This window comes from Biformimicrobium ophioploci, assembly GCF_030270605.1.
GTDB lineage: Bacteria > Pseudomonadota > Gammaproteobacteria > Pseudomonadales > Cellvibrionaceae > Biformimicrobium > Biformimicrobium ophioploci.
In genome coordinates, this window is sequence record NZ_BSYJ01000003.1 from 82,856 (window position 1) to 108,065 (window position 25,210).

Below are 25,210 nucleotides of genomic sequence, written 5' to 3' on the forward strand. Positions count from 1 at the left end.
GTAGTAACCTTGCCAATTTAAAGGTGCCGCGCGCGCGTCTCCCCGGGTGGCTGGTCAATCGCAACCCGGGCAGCATAGAATCTGCGTCTGTCGTGTCCCCGAGGTGAACAAACTTTGACCCATATTGAGCGCAGCGCGCTGGTGATGTTCAGTGCAGAGCAGATGTTCGACCTGGTAAATGATGTGGAGTGCTACCCGGAGTTCCTGCCGGGCTGTGTGGGAGCGCGGGAGATCGCGCGTTCGGATCAGGAGCTGCAGGGTGAGCTGCAGCTTTCAAGGGCAGGAGTAAAGCAGGCATTTGTAACCCGCAATCTGCTCGAGCGTCCGACCCGCATGACCATGGAGCTGGTAGAAGGGCCATTTACCTCGCTGCGCGGCGAATGGCGCTTTACCGTCTTGGCGGAAGACGCCTGCAAAGTGGAATTTGAACTGCATTTTGAATTCAGCAGCCGGATCCTGGCTGCCACGGCCAGCAAACTGTTCAGCGGTGTGGCGAATGATATGGTGGATGCCATGTGCCGGCGTGCCGAACAGGTTTACGGCAAACAATAAAGCGGGCTTTTATCAGGCCGGTAAGGCAAGGACAGATAAACGATGACGGATATAGACCCTATCGCAGTGGAAGTGGCCTATGCACTCCCGGATGAGCAGAAACTGGTGCGGCTGCTGGTCGAGCCGGGCACGACGGCGCTGCAGGCGCTGGCACGTTCCGGTATTCCGGAGGAGTTCCCGGAAGTGGACCCGGAAACAGCGAAGCTGGGGATCTTCGGCCAGGCGCTTGGCACCAAGGGCCTGGCGGCCGCAAAGGAGTATGTGATGCAGCCGGGCGACCGGCTCGAGATCTATCGCCCGTTGATTGCGGATCCGAAAGAGGCGCGCAAGAAACGCGCTGAAAAGGCCAAAAAAGCCGCTAAGGACAACCAGTAAGCCGCCTACCATCTCTGCTAACGCCGTTATAAAAGAGAACCCCTTCCCAACTTTTCCAGCTGAGCGCAGTGACCTGCGCTCAGGATGATAAAGTGTGCGCCAAATACAGGCCTTCAATCCAGAAATTGAAGCAGGCGTCTAGCACATGAAAAGGGGGACAAAATGAAGGCAACTACCGCGTTTATCGTTGCGTTACTGACGTGTGGGGCGACCGCCTCCGCACTTGCGGAGCCGCCGGAAGGGCGCGGCTGGAAAAAGCACAAGCGCTATGCAGCCAAAGAAGAATTCTGGGACGGAAACTGCAAGGTCAAGCGCAAATGGAAGCGCGATGGCAGCTACAAGGAAGAGCGCGAGTGCCGGCCAGTCCGCCACCGCGCAGCTGTGGCAGTTGCACTGCCACCCTGGTTTGACGAGCGTGCACCAGAGCCTGAATATCACCCCGAGTGGCGCCCGGAAACTACCCGTACTGTGAGTCGCTGCAACAGTCAGCAGGTGGGTAATGTGCTGGGTGGCCTGATTGGCGGAGTGATCGGGCACCAGATCGGGGATGGCCGTGGCAATACCGCTGCAACCATCGGCGGTTCCATTGCCGGAGTGCTCATCGGTGGTGAGATTGGGCGTCGTATCGACAGCCGTAACCAGGCCTGTATGGCTCAGGTTCTTGAGTTTGCACCTGAGGGGCAGCGGGTATCCTGGGAAGGCGTGCAGGATGGCCTTCAGTACGCCGTCACCCCCGGGACCGTAAGGCGCCAGGGAGATCAATACTGTCGCTCTTATACGGCGGAAGTGCTCGGTGAGGAGCAGTCGCAGGCAATACCGGGAGTGGCCTGCCGCAACCAGGACGGTTCCTGGGTGCAATCGTTCTGATTCAAGCCGGACCTGAATCAAAAGCGGCCCTGCAAAGGGCCGCTGTTCTGACCCGGCCCGTGTCTTGCGGGCCGCGGCCTGGGCGCTCTACCTAATTCGAATTTGGGATGGAGCGGCTTATCTACCCGGAGCGCCGGCGTAGAGGGTGCCTTCGTAGTTGACCAGCTTGTCGTCTTCGAAAAACACGGTGAAGCGGTGCTGTGTGATCTCGTTACGCGGGCTCTGGTAACGGTATACATACTCCCAGCGGTCCGGGTTGAAGGTGTCCTGGATCAGTGGGGTGCCCAGGACGAACAGCACCTGGCGGCTGGTCATACCCACCTTCAACTGGTCCACCATTTCCTGCGTGACGATATTGCCCTGCTGTACATCAATACGGTGTACGCCGGGAAACTTGAAGAAACTGCAGGCGCTGACCAGAGTCGCCGCGGCTACGATGCCGGTGATGCTTTTTAGAGAAGGCATATCTTTGGGGTTCCGATAAATCCAGTGACGGGGGATAATACCCGAACTGTTCGAGGCCTGAGAAGGCCCAATTCCATACAAAATAAAGGGGTTTGCCTGCCATGTCGGGCAAGATCCACGCATAAGACCAAGGGGACAAGCCAGCAGATGTCGACTGAGAACCAGGAATTACGCAAAGCCGGCCTCAAGGTCACACTCCCGCGTGTAAAGATACTCCAGATCCTGGAAAGTTCCGAAGAACCGCATCTGAGCGCGGAAGATGTATACAAGATGCTGCTCGATGCCGGTGAGGATGTCGGCCTGGCCACGGTATACCGGGTGCTGACCCAGTTTGAGGGTGCGGGCCTGGTGGAACGCCACAACTTCGATGGCGGCCACTCCGTATTCGAGCTGGATCGCGGTGAGCACCACGACCACATGGTTTGTGTGGATACCGGCAAGGTCATTGAATTCCACAACGAGGAAATCGAGCGCCTGCAGCAGCAGATCGCGGAAGAGCACGGTTACGAACTGGAAGGCCACAGCCTGGTGCTGTACGTGAAGGAAAAGCAGTAGCCGCTGGTCCTTAATACCCCTCGCGGTAACAGTTTTAGCCACTGTTACCGCACCATCCCCGTGATAATTTGCCTCAAAACACCCGTTTACTGAGGCGCCTATGTCCCTTCCACAGATCCTACCCGAACTCACCACCCTGCAAGTCACGCTGGATGAGGGTGTCGCTATTGTCACCCTGGACCGGGCCGACAAGGCCAATGCCATGAGTCAGTCGATGTGGGAGGAACTGGAACAGGTATTTCGCTGGCTGGATGAGGCGGCGGAAGTGCGGGTAGTGATATTGCAGGCCAACGGCCGCAATTTCTGCGCGGGCATGGACCTGATGCTGCTGGCCTCGGCGCCCGCGGAATTTGGTGAGGACATCGGCCGAAACGCGGAAGCCCTGCGCCGCAAGATCCTCTGGTTCCAGACGGTGCTGAGTGGTATCGAGCGTTGCCGCAAGCCCGTGCTCGCGGCGATCCACGGCAAATGCCTGGGCGGCGCCATCGATATGATCACCTGCTGTGATATGCGCTACTGCACGGAAGACGCCAGCTTCGCGGTCAAGGAAACTGAAATCGGCATGGCGGCAGATGTGGGCACCCTGCAACGGCTGCCGAAACTGATTGGTGACGGCATTGCGCGGGAGCTTTGTTACACGGCGCGCGAGCTAGGCGGTGCGGATGCCGAGCGTATCGGTCTGGTTAATCGCACCTTCGGGACGCAGGAGGCGCTATTTGAAGGGGTGCTGGATATCGCGAGGACCATTGCCCGCCATTCGCCGCTGGCGGTCCGCGGCACCAAGGAGATGATCCTCTACAGCCGCGACCACAGTGTTGCCGACAGCCTCAACTATGTGGCCACCTGGAATGCCGCCGCGCTCATGTCCGGTGACTTGCAGAAGTCACTGGAGGCCAAGTTGACTGGCGCGGCGGTGACCTACGAAGACTGATCCATTCTAGACGCGTGTGAGCATATCCTGCGCATGGGCGCGGGATTGCTCGGTTGGCTCGCCGCCGAGCATGCGCGCGATCTCGTCCGTGCGTACATCGTTGGTCAGTTCGCGCAGGGATACAAATGCGCTGCTGCCGTCGCTGTGCTTTTCCACCAGATACTGCTGATGCGCCTTGGCCGCAACCTGGGCGAGGTGGGTCACGCAGATCACCTGCCCCCTGTCGCCGAGCTTGCGCAGCAGGCGCCCGACCACGTCACCGGTGGCGCCGCCAATACCCACATCCACCTCATCGAATACCAGGGTGGGGGTCTGGGAGGTCTGTGCGGTAATCACCTGGATGGCCAGGCTCACCCGTGACAGTTCACCGCCAGACGCCACCTTCGCCAGCGCCCGTGCCGGCTGGCCCGGGTTGGTACTGATCAGGAATTCGACTTCTTCCACGCCGGTGGCGGCGGGCTTGTCTGTGGTGGACAGGGCGATTTCCACCCGCGCATGGGGCATGGCCAGGTCGGCCAGTTGCTTGTTGATCTCTTCCGCCAGCGTGGTGGCTGAGGCCTCGCGCAGGGCGGTCAGTTCTGCTGCAGCCTTGCGATAATCGGCCTCCAGTTTGCCGGATTCTGCTTCCATCGTCTCCAGCGATTCAGCGCCACCCATTTCCTCGAGTTCCGCCTGCAGCTGTGCCATGAGTTCCGGCAGCTCGGAAGGCTGCAGGCGATGCTTGCGAGCAGCCTGGTAGATGGCGGTAAGGCGCTCCTCAACTTCCTGCAGGCGCGCCGGATCCATCTCGAAACTGTCGATATGGCGGGAAACGTAGGCCGCGGCCTCGTCTACCTGGATACGGGCGCTTTCGATCAGTTGTGCGGCCTCGGCCAGCGATGACGTGTGCTCGGACATGCCGCCCAGAATCTGGGTGGCGCGGTACATCTGCTCGGCAATATCGCCCTCTCCACCATTCAGCAGTGCGGCCAGCTGGTAGCTGCCCTGCAAGATGGAGCCGGCATTGGCCAACTGGCGCTGCTCACTTTCCAGCTCCTCGAGCTCTCCGGACTTCAGGTCCAGTTGCTCCAGCTCTTCCAGCTGGTACTGCAGCAGCTGGCGCCGGGCTTCGGATTCCTCGGCGTTGTCTGCGAGCGCGCGGTAGCGGCGGTAGTGGTCCTGCCAGGTCTTGAAGGCAATGCGGGTGCGGGCCGCGATATCACGCGCACCGGCATAGGCGTCCAGCAACTGCCGGTGTGTGTCTTTTTTGAGCAGGGACTGGTGCTCGTGCTGGCTGTGGATGTCGATCAGTTGCTCGCCGAGTGCGCGCAGCTGCATCAGGGTCACCGGCTGGCCATTGATATAGGCGCGCGAGCGGCCCTCGCGGGTAATCACCCGGCGCAGGATTACTTCCTTGCCGCTCTCGTCCAGCTCCTGGTCTGCCAGCCACTGCACAGCTTCCGGGAACTTGGCGATATCAAAGGTGGCGTGGATGTCGGCCCGTTCGGCCCCGGCGCGGACCAGGTCCGCATTGCCGCGGTCGCCGAGCGCAAGCCCCAGCGCATCCAGGGTAATGGACTTGCCGGCGCCGGTTTCGCCGGTGATGGCAGTGGTGCCCTGGCGGAATTCCAGCTCCAGCTGGTCGACCAGGGTGAATTGGCTGATGGATAGATGCAGCAGCATGTTCGGGCCGTTCGCTATCAAACTAGTGGTTGTTTATACAGTATTTGGAAGAGTGCGCCAAGAGGGCTTGAAGGGCGGCGCCGAGGCCCCATATAGGGTGCATCGAGCTTTTCGAAGCGCCAACAAGACAGAAGCACCAAGCGGCTACGGAGATAACAGTGTCGAAAAAACACACCGAGCAACAGCCAGAATCCACCGAAGAGACCAAGGTCGAGGCGGCCGAGCAGGCTGAGGCCCCGGTCCAGGACCTGAGCGACGAGACCGAGGACGAGCTGGCCACCCTGCAGGAGGAGATTGCCAGCCTTAACGATTCCCTGGCCTCGGCCAAGGATCAGGCCCTGCGCATGCAGGCCGAAGCCCAGAACGCGCGCCGCCGCGCCCAGCTGGACGTAGAGAAGGCGCACAAATTCGCCGTGGAGAAGCTGCTCAGGGACCTGTTGCCGGTGGTGGACAACCTCGAGCGCGCGCTGGCTGCCATCGACCGTGAAGATGAGGCCATGAAGGCCGTCATCGAGGGTATCGAGCTGACCCACAAGTCCTTTATGGACACACTGGCCAAGAACAGTGTCGAGGTGGTAGATCCGGCCGGCCAGCCATTTGATCCGGAACTGCACCAGGCCATGACCCAGGTGCCGAACCCGGAACTGGAGCCGAACACCGTGATGGACGTTTTCCAGAAGGGCTACACGCTCCACGGGCGACTGGTGCGCCCGGCCATGGTGGTGGTCTCCAGGGCGCCTTGAGTGAAGTTGCGGGGAGCTGAAAAAGACCCCTTGAAAAGTGCGGAACAGCACCAATATACGAACCAACAGAATTGAAACGTGTGCTCAGTGACCAGACTACAGAGCCGCGACCAGGAATTTAGAGAGGACACTTCAGATGGGTAAGATCATCGGCATCGACCTTGGCACCACCAACAGCTGTGTGGCTGTACTGGATGGCGAAAAGGCCCGCGTTATTGAAAACTCCGAAGGCGATCGCACTACGCCTTCCATCGTGGCATTCACCCAGGACGACGAAATTCTGGTGGGCCAGTCGGCCAAGCGCCAGGCAGTGACCAACCCGCAGAACACCCTGTTCGCGGTGAAGCGCCTGATCGGCCGCAAGTTCTCCGACGACGTTGTACAGAAAGACATCAAGATGGTGCCGTACAGCATCGTCGCAGCAGAGAATGGCGACGCCTGGGTTGAAGCCAAGGGCGACAAGAAGGCACCGCCGCAGATCTCCGCTGAAGTCCTGAAGAAAATGAAGAAGACCGCCGAGGACTACCTGGGCGAGTCAGTTGATGCTGCGGTAATTACCGTTCCGGCTTACTTCAACGATTCCCAGCGTCAGGCCACCAAGGATGCCGGTCGCATCGCGGGCCTGGATGTAAAGCGCATCATCAACGAGCCGACCGCGGCTGCGCTGGCGTACGGCATGGACAAGTCCGGTGGTGACCGCACCATCGCGGTATACGACCTCGGTGGTGGTACTTTCGATATCTCCATCATTGAAATTGCCGACGTCGATGGCGAGAAGCAGTTCGAAGTACTGTCCACCAACGGTGACACCTTCCTCGGTGGTGAAGACTTCGACATGCGCCTGATCGACTACCTCGCGGAGGAGTTCAAGAAAGAGCAGGGCATCGACCTGAAGGGCGATCCGCTGGCCATGCAGCGCCTGAAGGAGGCTGCGGAAAAGGCCAAGATCGAGTTGTCTTCTTCCCAGCAGACCGAAGTCAACCTGCCGTACATCACAGCAGACCAGACCGGTCCCAAGCACCTGGTTGTGAAGCTGACCCGTGCCAAGCTGGAAAGCCTGGTTGAAGACCTGGTGAACCGCTCCATCGAGCCGCTAAAAATTGCGCTGGCCGATGCAGACCTGTCCGCATCCGAGATCGACGAAGTGATCCTGGTTGGTGGCCAGACCCGTATGCCGCTGGTGCAGAAGAAGGTTTCTGACTTCTTCGGCAAGGAGCCGCGCAAGGACGTGAACCCGGATGAAGCGGTAGCCATGGGTGCTGCGATCCAGGGCGCGGTTCTGGCTGGCGACGTAAAAGATGTTCTGCTGCTGGACGTAACCCCGCTGACCCTGGGTATTGAAACCATGGGTGGCGTTGCGACTCCGCTGATCGAGAAGAACACCACTATCCCGACGAAGAAGTCCCAGACTTTCTCCACAGCGGAAGACAACCAGACAGCTGTAACCATTCACGTGGTACAGGGTGAGCGCAAGCAGGCGTCCGGCAACAAGTCCCTGGGCCGCTTTGACCTGAGCGACATCCCGCCGGCACCGCGCGGCATGCCGCAGATCGAAGTGACCTTCGATATCGATGCCAACGGTATCCTGCACGTGCATGCCAAAGACAAGGCGACCGGCAAGGAGCAGTCCATCGTGATCAAGGCCTCCTCCGGCCTGTCCGATGACGAGATCGATCAAATGGTGCGCGACGCCGAGGCGAATGCCGAGGCCGACAAGCAGTTCGAAGAGCTGGTGACTGCGCGCAACAGCCTCGACGGCATGATTTCTGCGAGCAAGAAGACTCTGGAAGAGGCCGGTGACAAGGCCAGCGCTGAAGAGAAGTCTGCGATTGAAGCAGCCATCAAGGAAGCCGAGGAAGCCGTCAAGGGCGACGACAAGGCTGCGATGGAAGCGGCTACCGCCAAGCTGACCGAAGCTACTGGCCCGGTTGCGCAGAAGATGTACGCCGAGCAAGCCCAGGCTGCAGAAGCCGGTGCCGAGCCCGGTGCGCAGGACAGCGCGGAAAAGTCTGCGGGCGACGATGTGGTCGACGCGGAGTTTGAAGAAGTTAAGGAAGAGAAGAAGGATAACTAATTCACGCAAGCGGTTTCGCTTCTGAATGATATCCGGGCAGGGGGCGCGCTGAATCACAGTAGCGCCTCTTTGCCGTTATAAAGAACCTGATTTTTTTGCAGCTCAGTAGCAGCAATAGACGAGACAGTTGAGGCGATATGTCCAAACGCGATTATTACGAAGTGCTCGGGGTAGAACGAGACGCGTCAGAGAAAGACCTGAAAAAGGCCTATCGCCGGGTGGCCATGAAATACCACCCAGACCGCAACCCTGATAACAAGGAAGCGGAAGACAAGTTCAAGGAAGCCAACGAGGCTTACGAGGTTTTGTCCGACTCCGAAAAGCGCGCGGCTTACGACCAGTTCGGCCATGCGGGCGTTGAAGGCCAGGCCGGTGCGGGTGCCGGCGGCTTCGGCGGCTTCTCCGATATTTTCGGAGATGTGTTCGGGGACATTTTCGGTGGCGGTGGTGGCGGTCGTCGTCGCGGCCCGCAGCGTGGTTCCGATATCGGCTATGAGCTGAGCCTGGATCTAGAGGACGCCGTGCGCGGTACTACCGTGAAGATCCGGGTACCGACCCTGGTCAACTGTGGCACCTGTCACGGTTCCGGTGCCAAGGCCGGCAGCAAGCCGACCACCTGTGGCACCTGTGGTGGTGCCGGCCAGGTGCGCATGCAGCAGGGCTTCTTCTCCGTGCAGCAGACCTGCCCTAACTGTCGCGGCAAGGGCACCATCATCAGTGACCCGTGCACCAGCTGTCACGGCCATGGCCGTGTCGAGGAAACCAAGACCCTCTCCGTCAAGGTGCCGCCGGGTGTGGATACCGGTGACCGCATTCGCCTGACAGGCGAGGGCGAGGCAGGACCGGACGGTGGTCCGGCCGGCGACCTGTATGTCACCGTGGTGGTGCGCGAGCACGATATTTTCCAGCGCGACGGCAAGAATCTGTACTGTGAAGTGCCGATCAGCTTTGTGACCGCAGCCCTCGGCGGCGAGCTGGAAGTGCCGACCCTGGATGGCAAGGTGAAGCTGAAGATCCCGGCGGAAAGCCAGACCGGCAAACTGTTCCGCCTGCGTGGCAAGGGTGTTACCCCGGTGCGCGGTGGCTCTACCGGTGACCTGTTGTGTCGCGTGGTCGTCGAGACTCCAGTGAACCTGTCTACCAAGCAGAAAGAGCTGCTGGAGGAGTTTGAAAAGACCCTGTCGGAGAAGAAAAACTCACCGCGTCAGACCGGGTGGTTTGAGGGGGTGAAAAATTTCTTCGGCGACATGAAATTGTAATCAGCTTAAATCTACTGCGCGCAGCCAATGCTGTGTCGGGTGGTGCTCAAAATCCTCACGTACTGCGTGTACGCTCCGGTTTTTGCGCTCCAGCCTCCTTGCCTTGACTGCGCTCGTTACGATTTAAGCCTGATTACTGATCGCAGGAAGGTCAATAGCGCTTCAAGCGGGCTATTACTAAACTCCTAACGCGCTCGCGGCGGCTTAAGAGCGATTACGATTTTTTGGGTAACCAATAGCGCTTCAGTCTGATTCTTTCTGCACCATATTGGTGCTTACGCCAAATCTCCCGCCATTCTGGCACTTCTGTTTACTCTCTGAACAAGTGTGAATCTAGCGATTGTTTCACCTGAAACCGACTGCTAGTGTTGATTTCGATGTCTGATGTAGAGATGTAGCGCTTCGGCGCTGACACGGCTGTTGTGCGTGTGCATGTGCCGGGGTACCCAACTTAATACCTATAAAATAAGGGTCACTCTCATGAACAAGATCGGAAACATTGCATTCCTGCTGGCGCTGGTTATGGCCGTCATTTCCACTATTGGCGTTGAAGCGCTGAATAACTTCATGTGGATCATTGCGCTGATGGGCGCGGTATTCGCGATTTTCTCCCTGAAAGACGATAACGCCATGGTGCCGGTGGTGCTGGCTGTAGGCCTGTCCATGATGGCTGGCGGCCTAAGTGGTATCCCGGCTGTAGGCGGTTACATCAGCGTCTTTGCTGGCCATATGGCTGCCTTTATGGGCGCTGCAGCCCTGATCGTGGCGCTGCGCTGGCTCTGGAACGAAGGCGATGTGATGGGGCTTTTCTCCAAGTAAGTCTTCAGGTAAGCGTGTACTTCGCTGCCCGACTCGCTCGGGCAGCATCTCTCCTTATTTGCCTGGCCTCTTTTGTTCCTGGCCTCCTGTTTTCTTAAATTCCCTGACCTACTTCTGCCGGCCATTTACCGTTGAATCAATTCGCTAGCGGAAGCTTCCGTTACGGGAGCTATCAAGGCTCATCCGGTAGTGGGTCTAGCATTCAAAAAATTTGACCATATACATCAGAATGTTCCGATTTTCTCTCCCTCCGGAATCCTTAGAATGCCTTATATCGAATGAAAACACGGCGAATATCTAAGGAGACTATTGTGAATAAATTTGAATCTTCCTGGTTTAAGACCATTCTGGGTACTGAAGCGGGTCCCGCCGCACTGGTATTGCGGGTGACTGTGGGGGTGATCCTTGCGGCGCACGGTGCGCAGAAGCTGTTTGGCTGGTTCGGCGGTTATGGTCTTGAGGGCACCGGCCAGTGGATGGAGTCGGTCGGTTTTGCGCCGGGCTACCTGATGGCCCTGCTGGCTGGGCTGGCGGAATTCGGCGGCGGTATCGCCTTGGTGCTGGGCTTGCTCACCCGTCCTGCGGCGGCGGTGGCGGCATTTGCCATGGCGATGGCAATGACCGTACACCTCGGCAACGGCCTGTTCGTCAGCAATGGCGGTTATGAGTTTGCTTTACTGTTGCTGTCTGCCAGTGTGGCGCTCGTCTACATGGGTGGCGGTAGCCTTTCCGTCGATCGACTGATTGCGAAGGTAAAGGCATCCGACGATGCGCTGCAGTTACAGCCGGCGTATTAAGTTGGTCACGGATTTGTATTGCGAACTGAATCAGAGCAGGCAGAGAAACTAATAAGGAGGCCGATATGGGCTTGTTGGTAAAAGGTGAGTGGCACACCGACTGGTATGACACGGAAGCAAGTGGTGGTGAGTTTGTTCGTGAGCAGGCACAGTTCCACGGCAACATCGGGGACGATACCTTCCCGGCTGTGGCGGGCCGCTACCACCTGTTCGTATCGCTTGCCTGCCCCTGGGCGCACCGCACACTGATTTTCCGCAAGCTCAAGAAACTTGAGGACGTTATTGGTGTTACCGTGGTTAAGGCTGAGATGCTCGACAACGGCTGGGAACTCGGTAAAGCCGGGGAGCTTGAAGGTGCACTGGAAGGCGCTGTGCCGAGCCCGGTAGAGGGAATCGAGTATATGCACCAGCTGTACACCAGGCATGATCCCCAATATTCCGGGCGTGTGACGGTGCCGGTGTTGTGGGACAAGGAAACCAATCAGATTGTCTGCAATGAGTCTGCCAAGATAATTCGCATCCTGAACAGTGCTTTCGATAGCCTCACCGAAGTCCGGGAAGACTACTATCCGGAGCCTTCGCGCGATGAGATCGATGAGGTCAATGCGTTTGTCTACGATGCCATCAATAACGGCGTCTACAAGACCGGCTTTGCTACCGCACAGGACGTGTACGAGAAACACTACCGGGCCCTGTTTGATGCGCTGGAGACACTGGAAACCCGGCTGGGCAAGCAGAGATACCTGGTTGGCGACCAGATCACCGAAGCCGACTGGCGCCTGTTTACCACATTGATCCGGTTCGACTCTGTCTATCATGGCCACTTCAAATGTAATCAGCGGCAGATCGAGAGTTACCCGAATCTCTCGAACTACCTGCGCGATCTCTACCAGCAGCCTGGCGTGGCCGAGACGGTGAATTTTGGCCATATCAAGACGCACTATTACTACAGCCACGATACGATCAATCCAACGCGTATTGTGCCGCTGGGTCCCGATATCGATTACGGCCGTGCGCATGACCGCCGCAGTCTCTGAGTGGAAATAAATTGATGAGCAATTCCGACGTGACAACTTTCCTGAAGTCGAGAAGTCTACTGCAGGCAATCCCGAGCATGCGGGCCAAGGACGGGGCTGGTGTGCGTATTCGCAGAAATATTGCCACCGGTCCGCTGCAGGCTTTTGATCCTTTCCTGATGCTGGATGAGATCTATTCGGACGATCCGAATGATTACATTGCCGGTTTTCCCGAGCACCCGCACCGGGGCTTCGAGACAGTGACCTATATGCTGGAAGGTCGCATGCGCCACCGCGATCACCTTGGTAACGAGGGGTTGCTGGTACCCGGCAGTGTGCAGTGGATGACAGCGGGGCGCGGCGTACTGCACTCCGAAATGCCGGAGCAGGAGTCCGGGCGAATGCACGGTTTCCAGCTGTGGATCAACCTGCCGGCGGCAGAGAAAATGTGCGATCCGAACTACCGGGAGTTTTCTCCGGATGACCTGCCGCGGGCTGCATTCGGTAATGACAGTGAGGCGGTGGTGATCGCGGGTGATTTCATCTTGAATGGTGAGCGCATTGCGGGCCAGGTGCAGGGTATCAGTACTGAGCCGGACCTGTTCGATATCCGCCTTGGTGCCGGGGATAGCCTGGATTTACCCATCGCCGCCGGCAAGCGGGCATTGATCTATATGGTAGAGGGCCAGGCCGAAGTGGGTAGCAAATCAACAGCAAAGGTGTTGCCGGAAAAAAACCTCGGTTTGCTGGAGGATGGTGACCAGTTGCAGCTATGTAGCAGGGACGGCGCACGCCTGTTGCTACTTGCCGCGCGACCGTTGAATGAACCGATTGCGCACTGGGGACCGTTCGTCATGAATACCCGTGAAGAGCTGGAGCAGGCAATGCGGGACTTCCGTTCGGGAAGTTTCGTCTGACTGGCCGGGGGCATTCCGGAAAGCAGAGCAAGCGGGTAAACTGCGTCGACTCGTTGTAACGGAAGCACAGGGAACGTATCGAGATGACACTCAAGGTAGCAGTAACCGGCGCGAGCGGCCGTATGGGTCGCTTCTTAATTGAAGCCGTGCAAGCGGTAGAAGGTGTGGAACTCGGTGCGGCAATCGTGCGCCCGGGCTCCTCACTTTTGGGCGCTGATAGCGGCGAGATGTGCGGCCTCGGCCGCAATGGCCTGGTCCTCTCCAGTGAGCTGGATCCATCCAGTTTTGATGTCCTGATTGATTTCACTTCCCCCGAAGCGACGCTTGCAAACGTGCACTTCTGTGCGGAGCACGGCAAGGGTATCGTGATCGGCACCACCGGTTTTACTGCAGAGCAGAAAGCGTATCTCGACGCTGCTGCGGAAAAGACACCGCTTTGCATCGCGTCCAATTTCTCCACCGGTGTCAACCTGGTTTTCAGTCTGCTGGAGATTGCCGCCCAGGTGATGGGTGACGAGGCCGATATCGAAATTGTCGAGGCGCATCATCGCCACAAGGTGGATGCGCCTTCTGGTACGGCCCTGAGCATGGGTGAGGCGATTGCCGATACACTCGGGCGAGACTTGGAAAAAGTGGCCGTTTACGGGCGCGAAGGGCAAACCGGCGCACGGGACAGGGACACAATCGGCTTTGCCACGGTGCGCGGTGGTGACGTGGTGGGCGAGCACACTGCAATGTTCCTGTGTGATGGCGAGCGGGTGGAGGTCACCCACAAGGCGTCGAGCAGGATGGCCTTTGCGCGCGGTGCGGTACGGGCGGCCCAGTGGTTGCACGGACGTGCGCCCGGTAAATACAGCATGCGCGATGTGCTGGAGATCTGATATCGCTGTCATGGCGTGAGGCTGCGCCCGCTTCAGAAAAAAAGAGACACAATTCGCAAATTCGGATGGCGGGAGCCCGTCCCCAGACTACCCTTGGAAGCACTGCCTTTTAACGAACTCGCCAGTGACAGGGGTGCGCAATGGGAAACGACCGTGTAGACACGGTAATTGCGATCAACAGTACTTTCGTCCAGAACCCGTTGTATGCGGGTCGGCCCCGAGAGATTTCCTTACTGACTTTTCTTTTCTTCTCCCTGATTTTGGCCCTGCTTGCGGCCCAGCCGGCCCGCGCGTCCGTATCGGATTCCGATACCGGTCGCCGCCTGATCGTCGACTACACCATGCATATGGCCCACCACGTTGAGTGGCCCCTGGAAGTTTTTGTCGGTACCAATGCACCGTTCCGGATTTGCATGATGGGGCAGGACTTTCTCGGCGAGGCGCTCGCTGACCGGCTGAAGTTTCACCGGGTGCGCCAGCGCAAGGTGGAGCTGCAATACCTGGCGGCCGACGACCACCGCGGTGCGCGCAAATGCCAGATCCTGCTGGTGGGTGAGCGCTCGCCGGATGGTGTGGCCGAACTCGCGCAGGATCTCGACTTCTTCCCGGTGCTCACCATCAGCGATATGCCCAAGTTTGCCAACTACGGCGGCATGGTGGGTTTTGTGGAGCAGGGCAGCATGGTATCGCTGCAATTCAACAAGGTGCAGATCAGGAATGCCGAGCTGAAATACAGCAGCAGCATCGCGCGTCTGGCCAAAAGTAATTAGCTGCCAAAACGGCTAGACAAAAACTGGTCACTTCGCTTAGAATCCCCGCCGGTTAGCAGGCAGCACGGACCAAGCGTTCATTCGCCGGGTGTAGAAAAACCCGCCAGTCCGGCCCGCGCCCACCTACACTTGTCCCTGTACCACCCCGGTTGGGTGGGGGGAGTGGAATGTTGGAGCCAAGACTGCAAGAAGAACAGTTAAAAGCGAGATGAGGCGAAGGTTTCATCTCGCTTTTTTGCAAACTGGCTCCGGCAAATTACCCAGATGTAACACGGTTTGGCGTGCTCACCGATTTGGTTCAGGTGGGCGCGGCGGCCTCGCTCGGAACACGTTTCGGACCTGGAGGTTGAATTGACTACTGGTACCTTTCAGCGAAAGCAGCAGCCCGCACTGCTGATTCTCGCGGATGGCAGCGAATTTCACGGTACCGCCATTGGCGCAACAGGTCAGTCTGTTGGCGAAGTGGTATTTAACACATCCATCACTGGCTACCAGGAAATCCTCACGGATCCCTCCTATGCGCGCCAGATAGTCACCCTGACTTACCCCCACATCGGCAACACCGGCACCACTCCCGAAGACGAGGAGTGTGAGCAGATCTGGTCTGCTGGCCTGGTGGTGCGGGACCTGCCGGCGCTGGCCAGCAACTTCCGCAATGAGCAGGACCTGAGTGGCTACCTGAAAAAACACAACATCGTCGGTATCGCCGATATTGATACCCGTCGCCTCACCCGCATCCTGCGTGACAAGGGTGCGCAGAACGGCTGCATCGTTGCCGGTGACAATATCGACAAGGCAGCGGCGCTGAAGGCGGCACAGGAATTTGAAGGCCTGGTCGGCATGGACCTGGCCAAGGTCGTTACCACTGAATCCTCATACAAGTGGGAAGAGGGCTCCTGGGCGCTGGGCGAAGGCCATGTCAATGCGCCGGCAGAGCGCCCCTACAAAGTGGTGGCATACGACTTCGGTGTGAAGCGCAACATCCTGCGCATGCTGGTAGACCGCGGCTGCGACCTCACCGTGGTGCCGGCAAAAACTCCTGCCAGTGAAGTGCTGGCCATGAATCCCGATGGCATCTTCCTGTCCAATGGCCCGGGTGACCCGGAGCCATGCGACTACGCCATCGATGCCATCACCGAATTCCTGAAGACCGACATTCCGGTATTCGGCATCTGCCTTGGCCACCAGCTGCTGGCCCTGGCGTCTGGCGCCAAGACCGTAAAAATGAAATTCGGGCACCACGGCGGTAACCACCCGGTGCAGTGCCGCGAATCCGGTCGCGTCATGATCACCGCGCAGAACCACGGTTTCGCGGTGGATGAAGACACGCTGCCTGACAACCTGAAGGCCACCCACGCGTCACTGTTCGACGGATCCCTGCAGGGCATCCACCGCACAGACAAGCCGGCGTTCAGCTTCCAGGGGCACCCGGAAGCAAGCCCTGGCCCGCAGGACGCGGCGCCGCTGTTCGATCACTTTATCGAACTGATGGCAGCGAAGTAGCAGTACGAATTGCAGGCGCGCTCCGGGGCGGGGTGAGAAAACACTTGCGGCCCTCCGCAGTTTTCGAAACCCGCACCGGTGACGCGCCTAAGACAAGATCGACACTGGAACCGGCCAGAGCCGGGAAAGAAGACAGAATATATCCTTAGCGGACGACGAAATGCCAAAACGCACAGACCTGAAAAGCATCCTGATCATCGGAGCCGGCCCTATCGTGATCGGCCAGGCCTGCGAGTTCGACTATTCCGGCGCCCAGGCCTGTAAGGCCCTGCGCGAAGAGGGTTACCGGGTAATCCTGGTCAACTCCAACCCGGCCACCATCATGACCGACCCTGCCATGGCCGATGCCACCTACATCGAGCCGGTTGAATGGCAGACCGTGGCCAAAATTATCGACAAAGAGCGCCCGGATGCGATCCTGCCCACCATGGGCGGCCAGACCGCGCTCAACTGTGCGCTGGCGCTGGACAAGCACGGCGTGCTGGAGAAGTACGGTGTTGAACTGATCGGTGCGGACAAGGACGCGATCGAAAAAGCGGAAGACCGCGACCTGTTCGACAAGGCCATGAAGAAGATCGGCCTGGAAACCCCGCGCGCGAAGATCGTGCACTCCATGGAAGAGGCCAAGAAGGTTCCGGAAGAGTTTGGCTTCCCGGTAATCATTCGCCCGTCCTTCACCATGGGCGGTTCGGGCGGCGGTGTGGCCTACAACTGGCCGGAGTTCGAGGAAATCTGCAAACGCGGTCTCGACCTCTCCCCGACCAACGAACTGCTGATCGACGAATCCCTGCTCGGCTGGAAAGAGTACGAGATGGAAGTTGTCCGGGACAAGAACGACAACTGCATCATTATCTGTTCCATCGAGAACTTCGACCCGATGGGCGTACACACCGGTGACTCCATCACCGTGGCGCCGGCGCAGACCCTGACCGATAAGGAATACCAGCTGATGCGTAATGCATCCCTGGCGGTACTGCGCGAGATCGGTGTGGAAACCGGCGGCTCCAACGTCCAGTTCGGTGTGAATCCGGATACCGGCCGCATGGTGGTGATCGAGATGAACCCGCGGGTTTCCCGCTCCTCCGCGCTGGCCTCCAAGGCGACCGGTTTCCCGATTGCCAAGGTCGCGGCCAAGCTGGCTGTCGGCTACACCCTCGACGAACTGCAGAACGAAATTACCGGCGGTGCGACCCCGGCCTCGTTCGAGCCGAGCATCGATTATGTTGTTACCAAGATTCCGCGCTTCACCTTTGAGAAGTTTGGCGAGGCCGACGCACGCCTGACCACCCAGATGAAATCTGTGGGTGAGGTTATGGCGATTGGCCGCACTTTCCAGGAGTCAGTGCAGAAAGCGCTGCGCGGCCTGGAAGTGGGATCCTTTGGCTTTGAGCCGAAAGTGGATCCGGGCGCTGACGGCGCCATGGAGAAACTGCGTCGTGAGCTGTCCACCCCGGGTGCCGAGCGCATCTGGTACGTGGCCGACGCCTTCCGCGCGGGTATGAGCGTGGAAGAAGTATTTGAACTGTCCAAGATCGATCCCTGGTTCCTGGTACAGATCGAGGAGCTGGTGCAGATCGAGGAGCCGCTGAAGAAGGTGCCGATGTCCGCGCTGAACCGGGATGACATGCTGTTCCTGAAGCGCAAGGGCTTCTCGGATCGCCGCCTGGCAGACCTGCTCGGCGTAGGCCAGAAGACCGTGCGCGAGTTCCGCCACAAGCTGGAAGTCTTCCCGGTATACAAGCGCGTAGATACCTGTGCGGCTGAATTTTCCACCAGCACCGCTTATATGTACTCGACCTACGAGGAAGAGTGTGAGGCGCAGCCCTCTGATCGTGACAAGATCATGGTACTCGGCGGCGGCCCCAACCGTATTGGCCAGGGCATCGAATTTGACTATTGCTGTGTGCACGCCGCGCTGGCGATGCGCGAGGACGGTTACGAGACCATCATGGTCAACTGTAACCCGGAAACGGTATCCACCGACTACGACACTTCCGATCGCCTCTACTTTGAGCCGGTCACCCTGGAAGACGTGCTGGAAATCGTGCGCGCAGAGAAGCCGAAGGGCGTGATTGTGCAGTTTGGTGGCCAGACGCCGCTGAACCTGGCGCGCTACCTCGCCGCCGAAGGTGTGCCGATCATCGGTACCACCCCGGAGCAGATCGACCGCGCGGAAGACCGCGAGCGCTTCCAGCAGATGATCATGCGCCTGGGCCTCAAGCAGCCGCAGAACGCCATCGTGCGCTCCGTGGGTGAGGCCATCTCGGCAGCCAAGGACGTTGGTTACCCGCTGGTCGTGCGTCCTTCCTATGTACTTGGCGGCCGCGCGATGGAGATCGTCTACAAGGAAGACGAGCTGCTGACCTACATGACCGAAGCAGTGCAGGTCTCCGATGAGGCACCGGTTCTACTGGATCACTTCCTCAACGCAGCGATCGAAGTGGATATCGATGCGGTATCCGACGGCCAGGACGTGGTGATCGGCGCGATCATGCAGCACATCGAGCAGTGTGGTGTGCACTCCGGTGACTCCGCCTGTTCCCTGCCGCCCTACAGCCTGCCGGCGGACGTGCAGGACAAGATGCGCGAAGAGGTCAAGGCGATGGCGCGCGAGCTGGGCGTTGTTGGCCTGATGAATACGCAGCTGGCCTACCAGGACGGCGAGATCTATGTGATCGAGGTGAACCCGCGCGCGTCCCGTACCGTACCGTTCGTGTCCAAGTGTATCGGCACCTCGCTGGCCAAGATTGCCGCGCGCTGCCAGGCCGGTATCAGCCTCAAGGAGCAGGGTTTCACTGAGGAAATCGTGCCGGATTACTTCTCTGTAAAAGAGTCTGTTTTCCCGTTCAACAAGTTCCCGCACGTGGACCCGATCCTCGGCCCGGAAATGAAATCCACCGGTGAGGTGATGGGCGTTGGCGAGACCTTCGCCGAGGCATTCGGCAAGGGCTGGGTCGGCACCGGCCAGAGCCTGCCGAAGTCCGGCAAGGCATTCGTATCCGTGCGCGACTTCGACAAGAAAGACGTTGTGCCGCTGGCGCGTGACCTCGTCAACCTCGGCTTCCAGCTGGTCTGCTCGCGTGGTACCGGCAAGGTGCTCAAGGATGCCGGTCTCGAGGTCATGACCGTCAACAAGATGAGTGAAGGTCGACCGCACATCGCCGACATGATCAAGAACGACGAGATCGACCTGGTGGTGAACACCACTGAAGGTCGCCAGGCCATCCGGGACTCTGCCGATATCCGCCGCAGTGCGGAACAGCACCGCGTGTGTTACACCACCACCCTCGCTGCGGCCAAGGCGCTGGCCATGGCGCTGCAAGTGGGGCAGGATTCGGATGTATATCGCCTGCAGAGCCTGCATGAGCGGGTAGTGAAACTGGGAGGAACAGCTTGAACCGGGTACCAATGACAGTAGAGGGCGCCGAAGCGCTCCGCGCGGAGCTGGAAAACCTGAAAAAGGTCGAGCGTCCGGCGGTGGTGACGGCAATCGCCGAGGCACGGGAGCACGGCGACCTCAAGGAAAATGCCGAGTACCACGCGGCCCGCGAGAAGCAGGGCTTCATTGAGGGACGTATCAAGGACATCGAGTCCAAGCTGTCCTATGCCCAGGTGGTAGACGTGAAGGCCATCGAGCCGAGCGGCCGGGTGATCTTCGGCACCACGGTGACCATCATCAACTGCGAGACTGACGAGGAAGTAACCTACAAGATCGTCGGTGATGATGAGGCCGATGTGAAAGCGCACAAGATTTCGGTGAATTCACCCATCGCACGTGCACTGATCGGTAAGGAAGAGGGGGATGTCGTCAATGTGCAGACCCCGTCCGGCGGCATCGAGTATGAAATTGACGAAGTCGAGCATATCTGACGTCAGTCTTTACTCGAATGTCTGAAAACGCCCGGCCCTGCCGGGCGTTTTTTTTTACACGTCTATGCTTGCCTTGAACTCTCGTAGCAATTTGGCGCGGATCAGGCATGGCCGACCTCCTCGAAAGACTCTTCCACCTGAAACACAGCGGCACCACCGTGCGAACCGAGCTGCTGGCGGGCCTGACCACCTTCATGACCATGGCCTACATCATCTTCGTCAACCCGTCGATGCTGTCGCAGGCTGGCATGGATCATGGTGCGGTGTTTGTCGCCACTTGCCTCGCGGCGGCTATCGGCTGCCTGGTGATGGGTTTCTTCGCAAATTATCCGGTGGCACTTGCGCCGGGCATGGGTCTCAATGCTTTCTTTGCCTTTACCGTAGTCGGACAGATGGGCTACAGCTGGCAGACCGCGCTCGGGGCCGTTTTCATCTCGGGTACCATTTTCTTCCTGTTGAGCGTCTTCAAGATTCGCGAAATGATCATCCGCTCGATCCCGCTGGCGCTGCGCTCGGGAATTGCGGCGGGCATTGGCCTGTTTCTCGGCTTCATTGCGCTGCGCAACGCCGGCATCGTTGTAGACAACGAGGCAACGCTGGTCACTATGGGTGACCTGGCGGCCTGGCCGCCCATCATGACCATATTCGGCTTTGTCCTGATCACCGCGCTTTACCAGAAGCAGGTCGTGGGATCCGTACTGATCGGGGTGCTCTCGATTACGTTGCTCAGCCTGCTGGTGGGTGAGGTGGAGTGGCAGGGGGTATTTGCGCCGCCGCCGAGCATCGCCCCGACTTTCCTGCAACTGGATATCCGCGGCGCCCTGGACGTGGGCATGGCCAGCGTGATTTTCAGCCTGCTGTTTGTCGATCTGTTCGATACCTCGGGTACGCTGCTGGCCGTGGCCCAGAAGGGCAAGCTGTTCAACAAGGAGGGCAACCTGCCGCGCATGGGCCGCGCGTTGATGGCGGATGGTACCGCCTCTGTGTTCAGCTCACTGCTCGGCACGTCGAATACCACCAGCTATGTAGAAAGCTGCGCCGGTATTGCGGTGGGTGGCAAGACCGGTCTCACCGCAGTAGTGGTGGCGATTCTGTTTCTGCTGGCGCTGTTCTTCGCCCCGCTGGCCGGGACAGTGCCGGCCTATGCCACAGCGCCAGCGCTGCTGTTCGTCGCCGTATTGATGACACACAGCATTGTGCATATTGACTGGCACGACATGACCGAGGCTGCCCCGGTCATTATCGCCGCCATCACCATGCCCCTCACATTTTCAGTCACCACCGGAATTGCGCTCGGGTTTATCACCTACACCGCAATCAAGCTGGTCAGCGGGCGATGGGAACTGCTCAGTCCGATGCTTATCGCGCTCTCGGTGCTGTTCGTTGTGAAGCTGTTTATCTTTCCCTGACTGGCCCTGATTCACAGCTGCGACAGGCTGCGAATTCCTCCTGCGGACGTCGAGAATAACTTTTTGGCATGGGATGCCGCACGTTTTCCTGTATTTCAACAATACTGTTTGAAAACGCCATAAAAATCGTCAGCTTCGGCTGACATCTTGAACACCGGTTCCCATGATTATCCTGAAAACAATACCAGTGTGGGCCTGGGCCCTGATTATCCTGGCCGCCATGTATCTCGCCCGCGCGCACATGCATCGCGCCATTGCCGCGCTGGGCAGGGGCCTGCATCACGTTTCTCGCCTGTTTGCTTTTGCTGCCTCCCGGGCTTCCGAGCGCATCAGCGCGCGCAACCGCAGCCTGTTACTGGAAAGCGGTGCGGCCGAACGCGCGCAGCTTATTGAATCTGAGCTGCACAGTGCGGAGCGGGAGGTGCGCGGATCGCTCGCCAGCTATCCCGCGCTGGAGCGGCGGATCAGAGAGCATCTCGATGCACTGGAGCGGGATTACCAGGAGAGCCATGAGGTGCCTCCGGAACCCACCAGCTGGGGCCGGGCCGTGGCCGCAATTGCAGAGATTCCCGCCAGGAACGACCCGGTGGTTGGGGACGTGCTTGAGACGATTCATTACTCCATGCGCAAGGCGGAAAAGAAGTCTCTGGTTGCCTACCGGGATGCGGCGGAGGACCGGCACCACCTGCTCAAGCGACTGATGCCGGCCTGGCGCCGGGTCGGAAACGCGCTGCTGGGCGCAACACGGGCGATTGACTCACTGAATCGTCGCGCCCGGCGTATCGACCAGCATGTGGAAGCCTACAAACAGATACGCGAACAGCAGGCTGCGCCTGAGCGAAGGCTGGCTGTGTCCGCCTTCACCCGTTTTGTCCTGACCAGTGCCCTGTTGCTTGTAGCCGCTGCAGCGGCGGCCGTTCAGTTTCGGCTGGTTGCGCAGGCGCTCCCCGGGCTGGGTGCGGTGCCGGTGGGAATAGCAGACATCTCCCTGCCGGCTGTTACCGCAGGGGTATTGATCGCGGCGATGATTGTCGCCGGGCTTGTGGTTCTGGAGAGTCGTGGAGTAACGCGCTTTTTTCCCGCGATCCGTGCCATGGATGTCGATAGCCGGCGCACAGCAGCCTTTGCTGCCGCAGGACTGGGTTTTGCGATTGCCGCTGTGAGTGCGCTGCTTGCCGCGCGCTCACCACAGGGCGCGCTTTCGCCCGCGTTACCGGATGTGGCGGGGATGACAGCGTTGCGCGGCGCGCTCGCATTCCTGATGGCTTATGTGATGTTTTTCGCCGCAGCGCCTCTGGAGAAGTGGCTGTTTAGCAGTCGCATCCTGCTAGGAGGGATATTGGCTTTTTCGCTGCGCGGCCTGGCCTTTGCGTCGCGTCTCTCTGGCAATCTTGCATTGCGTTTTGTGGCCCTGATGGTGATTGCCTATGACATTGTTATTTTTCTGCCGCTGTGGCTGGAGCGTGTGATTGCAGACTCGTTCACGTCGCGCGGCACAAGTACGCCCCGGCGGGACAGGGTCGCACTTCAACCGGTTCCTCTCTGTCAGCCCGCGCGTGACGGCGGTACCCCCTGACCGCTGCGCGGTGTTGGCAACTTTGCTTGGTCGTTGTTGTATTTTCCCAATCATTGCGGCACTCTTTGAGTGCCGTTTTTTTATCGTCGCCGCCTTTCATGCTGAAAAGAATTCTGTTGTTGGTGCAAGGCCTGTTTGCCCTGGTTGTGTTGCTGGTGCTACTGGCAAAATTTGTGTTGCCGGGCCTGCGCACGGTGGAGCCCGTTGCGTTCTTTGAACGCTTCGGCCAATACCCGCTGGTGATTTCACATGCGGATGATTCCGGGATTGGCCTTTATCCCGGCAATAGCATGCTGTTCCTTGAGGAAATGACAAAGCTGGGCGTGGATGTCCTGGAGATGGACGTGCAGCTGACTGAAGACGGTTATATCGTGCTGATGCATGATGAAACCGTTGATCGGACCACAGAGGGCAGCGGCGAGATCTCGCAGATGACACTGGCGCAGTTGCGTCAGTTGAATGTCGGGTACAACTGGAGCAAGGACGGCCAATCCTACCCCTATAGAGCAAGCCCGCTACAGATCCCCACCATAGAGCAGGTGTTTACCGAGTTTCGTGGCTGGCCGATGATCATAGAGATCAAGCCATCCAGCCCGGAGCTGGGGCGGCGGCTGTGCGAAACCGTCAGTACCTACCTGAAAGAGAAGGAAGTAATGGTTTCAACGCGCCACCAGCATGTCATGGACGCATTCCGTAAGGATTGTCCGCGTGTGGCGACCGGTGCGACGGAGAACGAGGTGCGCAGGTTTGTCTACGCGAGTCTCGCGCGTCTCCCCGAACTGCTCGAGCCTGAGTACCGTGCGCTGCACATTCCCATGCGCAGCGGCAATATCGAACTGGTTAACCGCAGGACGCTACGGCATGCCAACAAGCTGGGCTTGCAGACCCACGTGTGGACCGTGAATCAGGAACCCGAGATGCGCAGCCTGGTTGAGTTGGGGACCGAGGGCATTATGACCGATCGGCCGGACCTGTTGTTGCAGGTTCTAGATCGGTAGAGCGCTGCCAAACAGCACGGTGCCGTAAACCAGGGTTAGCAGCAGTGGTGGTACGATTTTCTTAGCCATTCCTTGGCCTTCCTCTTTGCTTTATTTTTATCTGTCCGCTGGCTGGGAAGATTTAAAGCCCAGCCCCTAACTTATAGCTGTTGGCGCCCGATTGATGTCTATTCACGTGCCAATTTGTTTAAACATGTGTAAATTGGCTCGTAAACAAACCTGTAGAATAAAATTTTTCTCAAGGAGGCCATTATGAAGCGATTTTTATTGCCGGCGCTGGCACTGCTGGCGCAGCCGGTTTTGGCGCAGAATGACATGTCGGAGGTCGAGATAACCACCGAGCAAGTGGCGGAAAATATTCACATGCTGCAGGGACGCGGGGGTAATATCGGCGTCTCTGTTGGTGAGGACGGTGTATTTATGGTCGATGACCAGTATGCGCCGCTGACTGGCAAGATTCTCAAGGCCATCTCTGAACTGTCCGACAAGCCGGTCCGCTTCGTGATCAATACGCACTGGCACGGCGACCATACAGGGGGCAATGAGAACCTGAGCGGTGAGGGCGCGCTGATTATCGCCCATGAAAATGTGCGCAAGCGCATGAGCGCGGACCAGGTGATGGAGGTGTTCAAGCGCACCGTGCCCGCGGCCCCGGAGGCGGCCCTGCCCGTGATCACATTCACCGATGCGACCACTTTTTACTGGAACGATGAAGAGATCCACGTGTTCCACATCGATCCGGCGCACACCGACGGTGACTCGATCGTACACTTTCGCAAGGCCAATGTGATTCATATGGGCGATACCTTTTTCAACGGCAGCTATCCGTTTGTCGATACTTCAGCCGGGGGGGATATCGATGGTGTGATCGCCAATGCCGAGCGCATTATGGCGCTTTCCGACGAGAAGACCCGCATTATCCCCGGGCACGGGCCGCTCACGGATAAAGCGGGCCTCACGGCCTACAGGGACTTGCTCGTGGAGCTGCGTGACCGTATCAAGGCACTGGTAGACAAGGGCATGAGCCGGGAAGCGGTGATCGCTGCGAAACCGACTGCAGAATACGACGAAAAGTTTGGTCAGGGGTTTATGAAACCGGATATCTGGACTGGTATCGTATACGATTCCCTTACAGGAAACTGATTGATATCTCGGAAGCGTCGGTTGAGAA

General features: G+C 58.7%; 23 protein-coding genes. 21 read left to right on the forward strand and 2 right to left on the reverse strand.

Annotated features, from left to right (window positions below):
- Window positions 1–114 precede the first annotated feature (114 nt).
- From QSJ80_RS07090 to QSJ80_RS07100, 3 genes are all read left to right on the forward strand, one after another.
- Window positions 115–552 carry a type II toxin-antitoxin system RatA family toxin gene (locus QSJ80_RS07090; protein ID WP_285763731.1) on the forward strand — a complete coding sequence of 146 codons (438 nt, stop codon included), beginning with the start codon at window positions 115–117 and terminating at the stop codon, window positions 550–552.
- Window positions 553–594: 42 nt separating this feature from the next.
- On the forward strand, window positions 595–927 hold the full coding sequence (locus QSJ80_RS07095) for an RnfH family protein (RefSeq protein ID WP_285763732.1): 333 nt from the start codon (window positions 595–597) through the stop codon (window positions 925–927).
- 162 nt (window positions 928–1,089) lie between these two features.
- Complete coding sequence (locus QSJ80_RS07100) at window positions 1,090–1,794, forward strand: RT0821/Lpp0805 family surface protein (protein ID WP_285763733.1); 705 nt, start codon at window positions 1,090–1,092, stop codon at window positions 1,792–1,794.
- Window positions 1,795–1,911: 117 nt separating this feature from the next.
- Here QSJ80_RS07100 and QSJ80_RS07105 read toward each other — a convergent pair whose 3' ends face one another.
- On the reverse strand, window positions 1,912–2,259 hold the full coding sequence (locus QSJ80_RS07105; protein WP_285763734.1) for an outer membrane protein assembly factor BamE: 348 nt from the start codon (window positions 2,257–2,259) through the stop codon (window positions 1,912–1,914).
- Between the two features lie 147 nt (window positions 2,260–2,406).
- On the opposite strand from QSJ80_RS07105, the gene fur reads away from it, so the two are divergent.
- Together fur and QSJ80_RS07115 are read left to right on the forward strand one after the other, a co-directional pair.
- Complete coding sequence (gene fur / locus QSJ80_RS07110; protein WP_285763735.1) at window positions 2,407–2,814, forward strand: ferric iron uptake transcriptional regulator; 408 nt, start codon at window positions 2,407–2,409, stop codon at window positions 2,812–2,814.
- 100 nt (window positions 2,815–2,914) lie between these two features.
- A complete protein-coding gene (locus tag QSJ80_RS07115; RefSeq protein ID WP_285763736.1) occupies window positions 2,915–3,745 on the forward strand; it encodes a crotonase/enoyl-CoA hydratase family protein in 831 nt (276 codons plus the stop codon).
- 6 nt (window positions 3,746–3,751) lie between these two features.
- Here the strand turns inward: QSJ80_RS07115 and recN are convergent, their stop codons facing one another.
- Complete coding sequence (gene recN / locus QSJ80_RS07120; RefSeq protein WP_285763737.1) at window positions 3,752–5,407, reverse strand: DNA repair protein RecN; 1,656 nt, start codon at window positions 5,405–5,407, stop codon at window positions 3,752–3,754.
- A gap of 158 nt (window positions 5,408–5,565) precedes the next feature.
- Between recN and grpE the strand changes: the two genes are divergently transcribed.
- The 16 genes from grpE (at window position 5,566) to QSJ80_RS07200 (ending at window position 25,182) form a co-directional block, all read left to right on the forward strand.
- Complete coding sequence (gene grpE, locus QSJ80_RS07125) at window positions 5,566–6,150, forward strand: nucleotide exchange factor GrpE (protein WP_285763738.1); 585 nt, start codon at window positions 5,566–5,568, stop codon at window positions 6,148–6,150.
- 136 nt (window positions 6,151–6,286) lie between these two features.
- The gene (gene dnaK / locus QSJ80_RS07130; RefSeq protein ID WP_285763739.1) at window positions 6,287–8,224 is read left to right on the forward strand and encodes a molecular chaperone DnaK; all 1,938 of its coding nucleotides are present in this window, start codon (window positions 6,287–6,289) and stop codon (window positions 8,222–8,224) included.
- A gap of 137 nt (window positions 8,225–8,361) precedes the next feature.
- Window positions 8,362–9,483 carry a molecular chaperone DnaJ gene (gene dnaJ / locus QSJ80_RS07135; RefSeq protein ID WP_285763740.1) on the forward strand — a complete coding sequence of 374 codons (1,122 nt, stop codon included), beginning with the start codon at window positions 8,362–8,364 and terminating at the stop codon, window positions 9,481–9,483.
- 480 nt (window positions 9,484–9,963) lie between these two features.
- Window positions 9,964–10,302 (forward strand): hypothetical protein, encoded by a 339-nt coding sequence (locus QSJ80_RS07140; protein ID WP_285763741.1) that lies wholly within the window; start codon window positions 9,964–9,966, stop codon window positions 10,300–10,302.
- A gap of 311 nt (window positions 10,303–10,613) precedes the next feature.
- Window positions 10,614–11,099 carry a DoxX family protein gene (locus QSJ80_RS07145; RefSeq protein ID WP_285763742.1) on the forward strand — a complete coding sequence of 162 codons (486 nt, stop codon included), beginning with the start codon at window positions 10,614–10,616 and terminating at the stop codon, window positions 11,097–11,099.
- Window positions 11,100–11,164: 65 nt separating this feature from the next.
- Window positions 11,165–12,136 carry a glutathione S-transferase family protein gene (locus tag QSJ80_RS07150; RefSeq protein ID WP_285763743.1) on the forward strand — a complete coding sequence of 324 codons (972 nt, stop codon included), beginning with the start codon at window positions 11,165–11,167 and terminating at the stop codon, window positions 12,134–12,136.
- A gap of 14 nt (window positions 12,137–12,150) precedes the next feature.
- Window positions 12,151–13,032, forward strand: coding sequence for a pirin family protein (locus QSJ80_RS07155; RefSeq protein ID WP_285763744.1), 882 nt, complete (start codon window positions 12,151–12,153; stop codon window positions 13,030–13,032).
- Window positions 13,033–13,115: 83 nt separating this feature from the next.
- Window positions 13,116–13,913: a 4-hydroxy-tetrahydrodipicolinate reductase gene (dapB, locus tag QSJ80_RS07160; RefSeq protein ID WP_285763745.1), complete on the forward strand. Its 798-nt coding sequence runs from the start codon at window positions 13,116–13,118 to the stop codon at window positions 13,911–13,913.
- Window positions 13,914–14,053: 140 nt separating this feature from the next.
- Entirely contained in the window at window positions 14,054–14,683 is a 630-nt protein-coding gene (locus tag QSJ80_RS07165; protein WP_285763746.1) for a YfiR family protein, read from the forward strand.
- Window positions 14,684–15,034: 351 nt separating this feature from the next.
- Window positions 15,035–16,186, forward strand: coding sequence for a glutamine-hydrolyzing carbamoyl-phosphate synthase small subunit (carA, locus tag QSJ80_RS07170; RefSeq protein WP_285763747.1), 1,152 nt, complete (start codon window positions 15,035–15,037; stop codon window positions 16,184–16,186).
- A gap of 160 nt (window positions 16,187–16,346) precedes the next feature.
- Window positions 16,347–19,583, forward strand: coding sequence for a carbamoyl-phosphate synthase large subunit (carB, locus tag QSJ80_RS07175; protein WP_285763748.1), 3,237 nt, complete (start codon window positions 16,347–16,349; stop codon window positions 19,581–19,583).
- Window positions 19,580–20,056: a transcription elongation factor GreA gene (gene greA / locus QSJ80_RS07180; RefSeq protein WP_285763749.1), complete on the forward strand. Its 477-nt coding sequence runs from the start codon at window positions 19,580–19,582 to the stop codon at window positions 20,054–20,056. Before carB ends, greA begins: the two co-directional genes overlap by 4 nt.
- 107 nt (window positions 20,057–20,163) lie before the next feature.
- A complete protein-coding gene (locus QSJ80_RS07185; protein WP_285763750.1) occupies window positions 20,164–21,465 on the forward strand; it encodes an NCS2 family permease in 1,302 nt (433 codons plus the stop codon).
- A 163-nt stretch (window positions 21,466–21,628) separates the two neighbouring features.
- Window positions 21,629–23,041: a hypothetical protein gene (locus tag QSJ80_RS07190; protein ID WP_285763751.1), complete on the forward strand. Its 1,413-nt coding sequence runs from the start codon at window positions 21,629–21,631 to the stop codon at window positions 23,039–23,041.
- A 98-nt stretch (window positions 23,042–23,139) separates the two neighbouring features.
- The gene (locus QSJ80_RS07195; protein WP_285763752.1) at window positions 23,140–24,039 is read left to right on the forward strand and encodes a glycerophosphodiester phosphodiesterase family protein; all 900 of its coding nucleotides are present in this window, start codon (window positions 23,140–23,142) and stop codon (window positions 24,037–24,039) included.
- Between the two features lie 252 nt (window positions 24,040–24,291).
- Window positions 24,292–25,182 (forward strand): MBL fold metallo-hydrolase, encoded by an 891-nt coding sequence (locus QSJ80_RS07200; protein ID WP_285763753.1) that lies wholly within the window; start codon window positions 24,292–24,294, stop codon window positions 25,180–25,182.
- Window positions 25,183–25,210 lie beyond the last annotated feature (28 nt).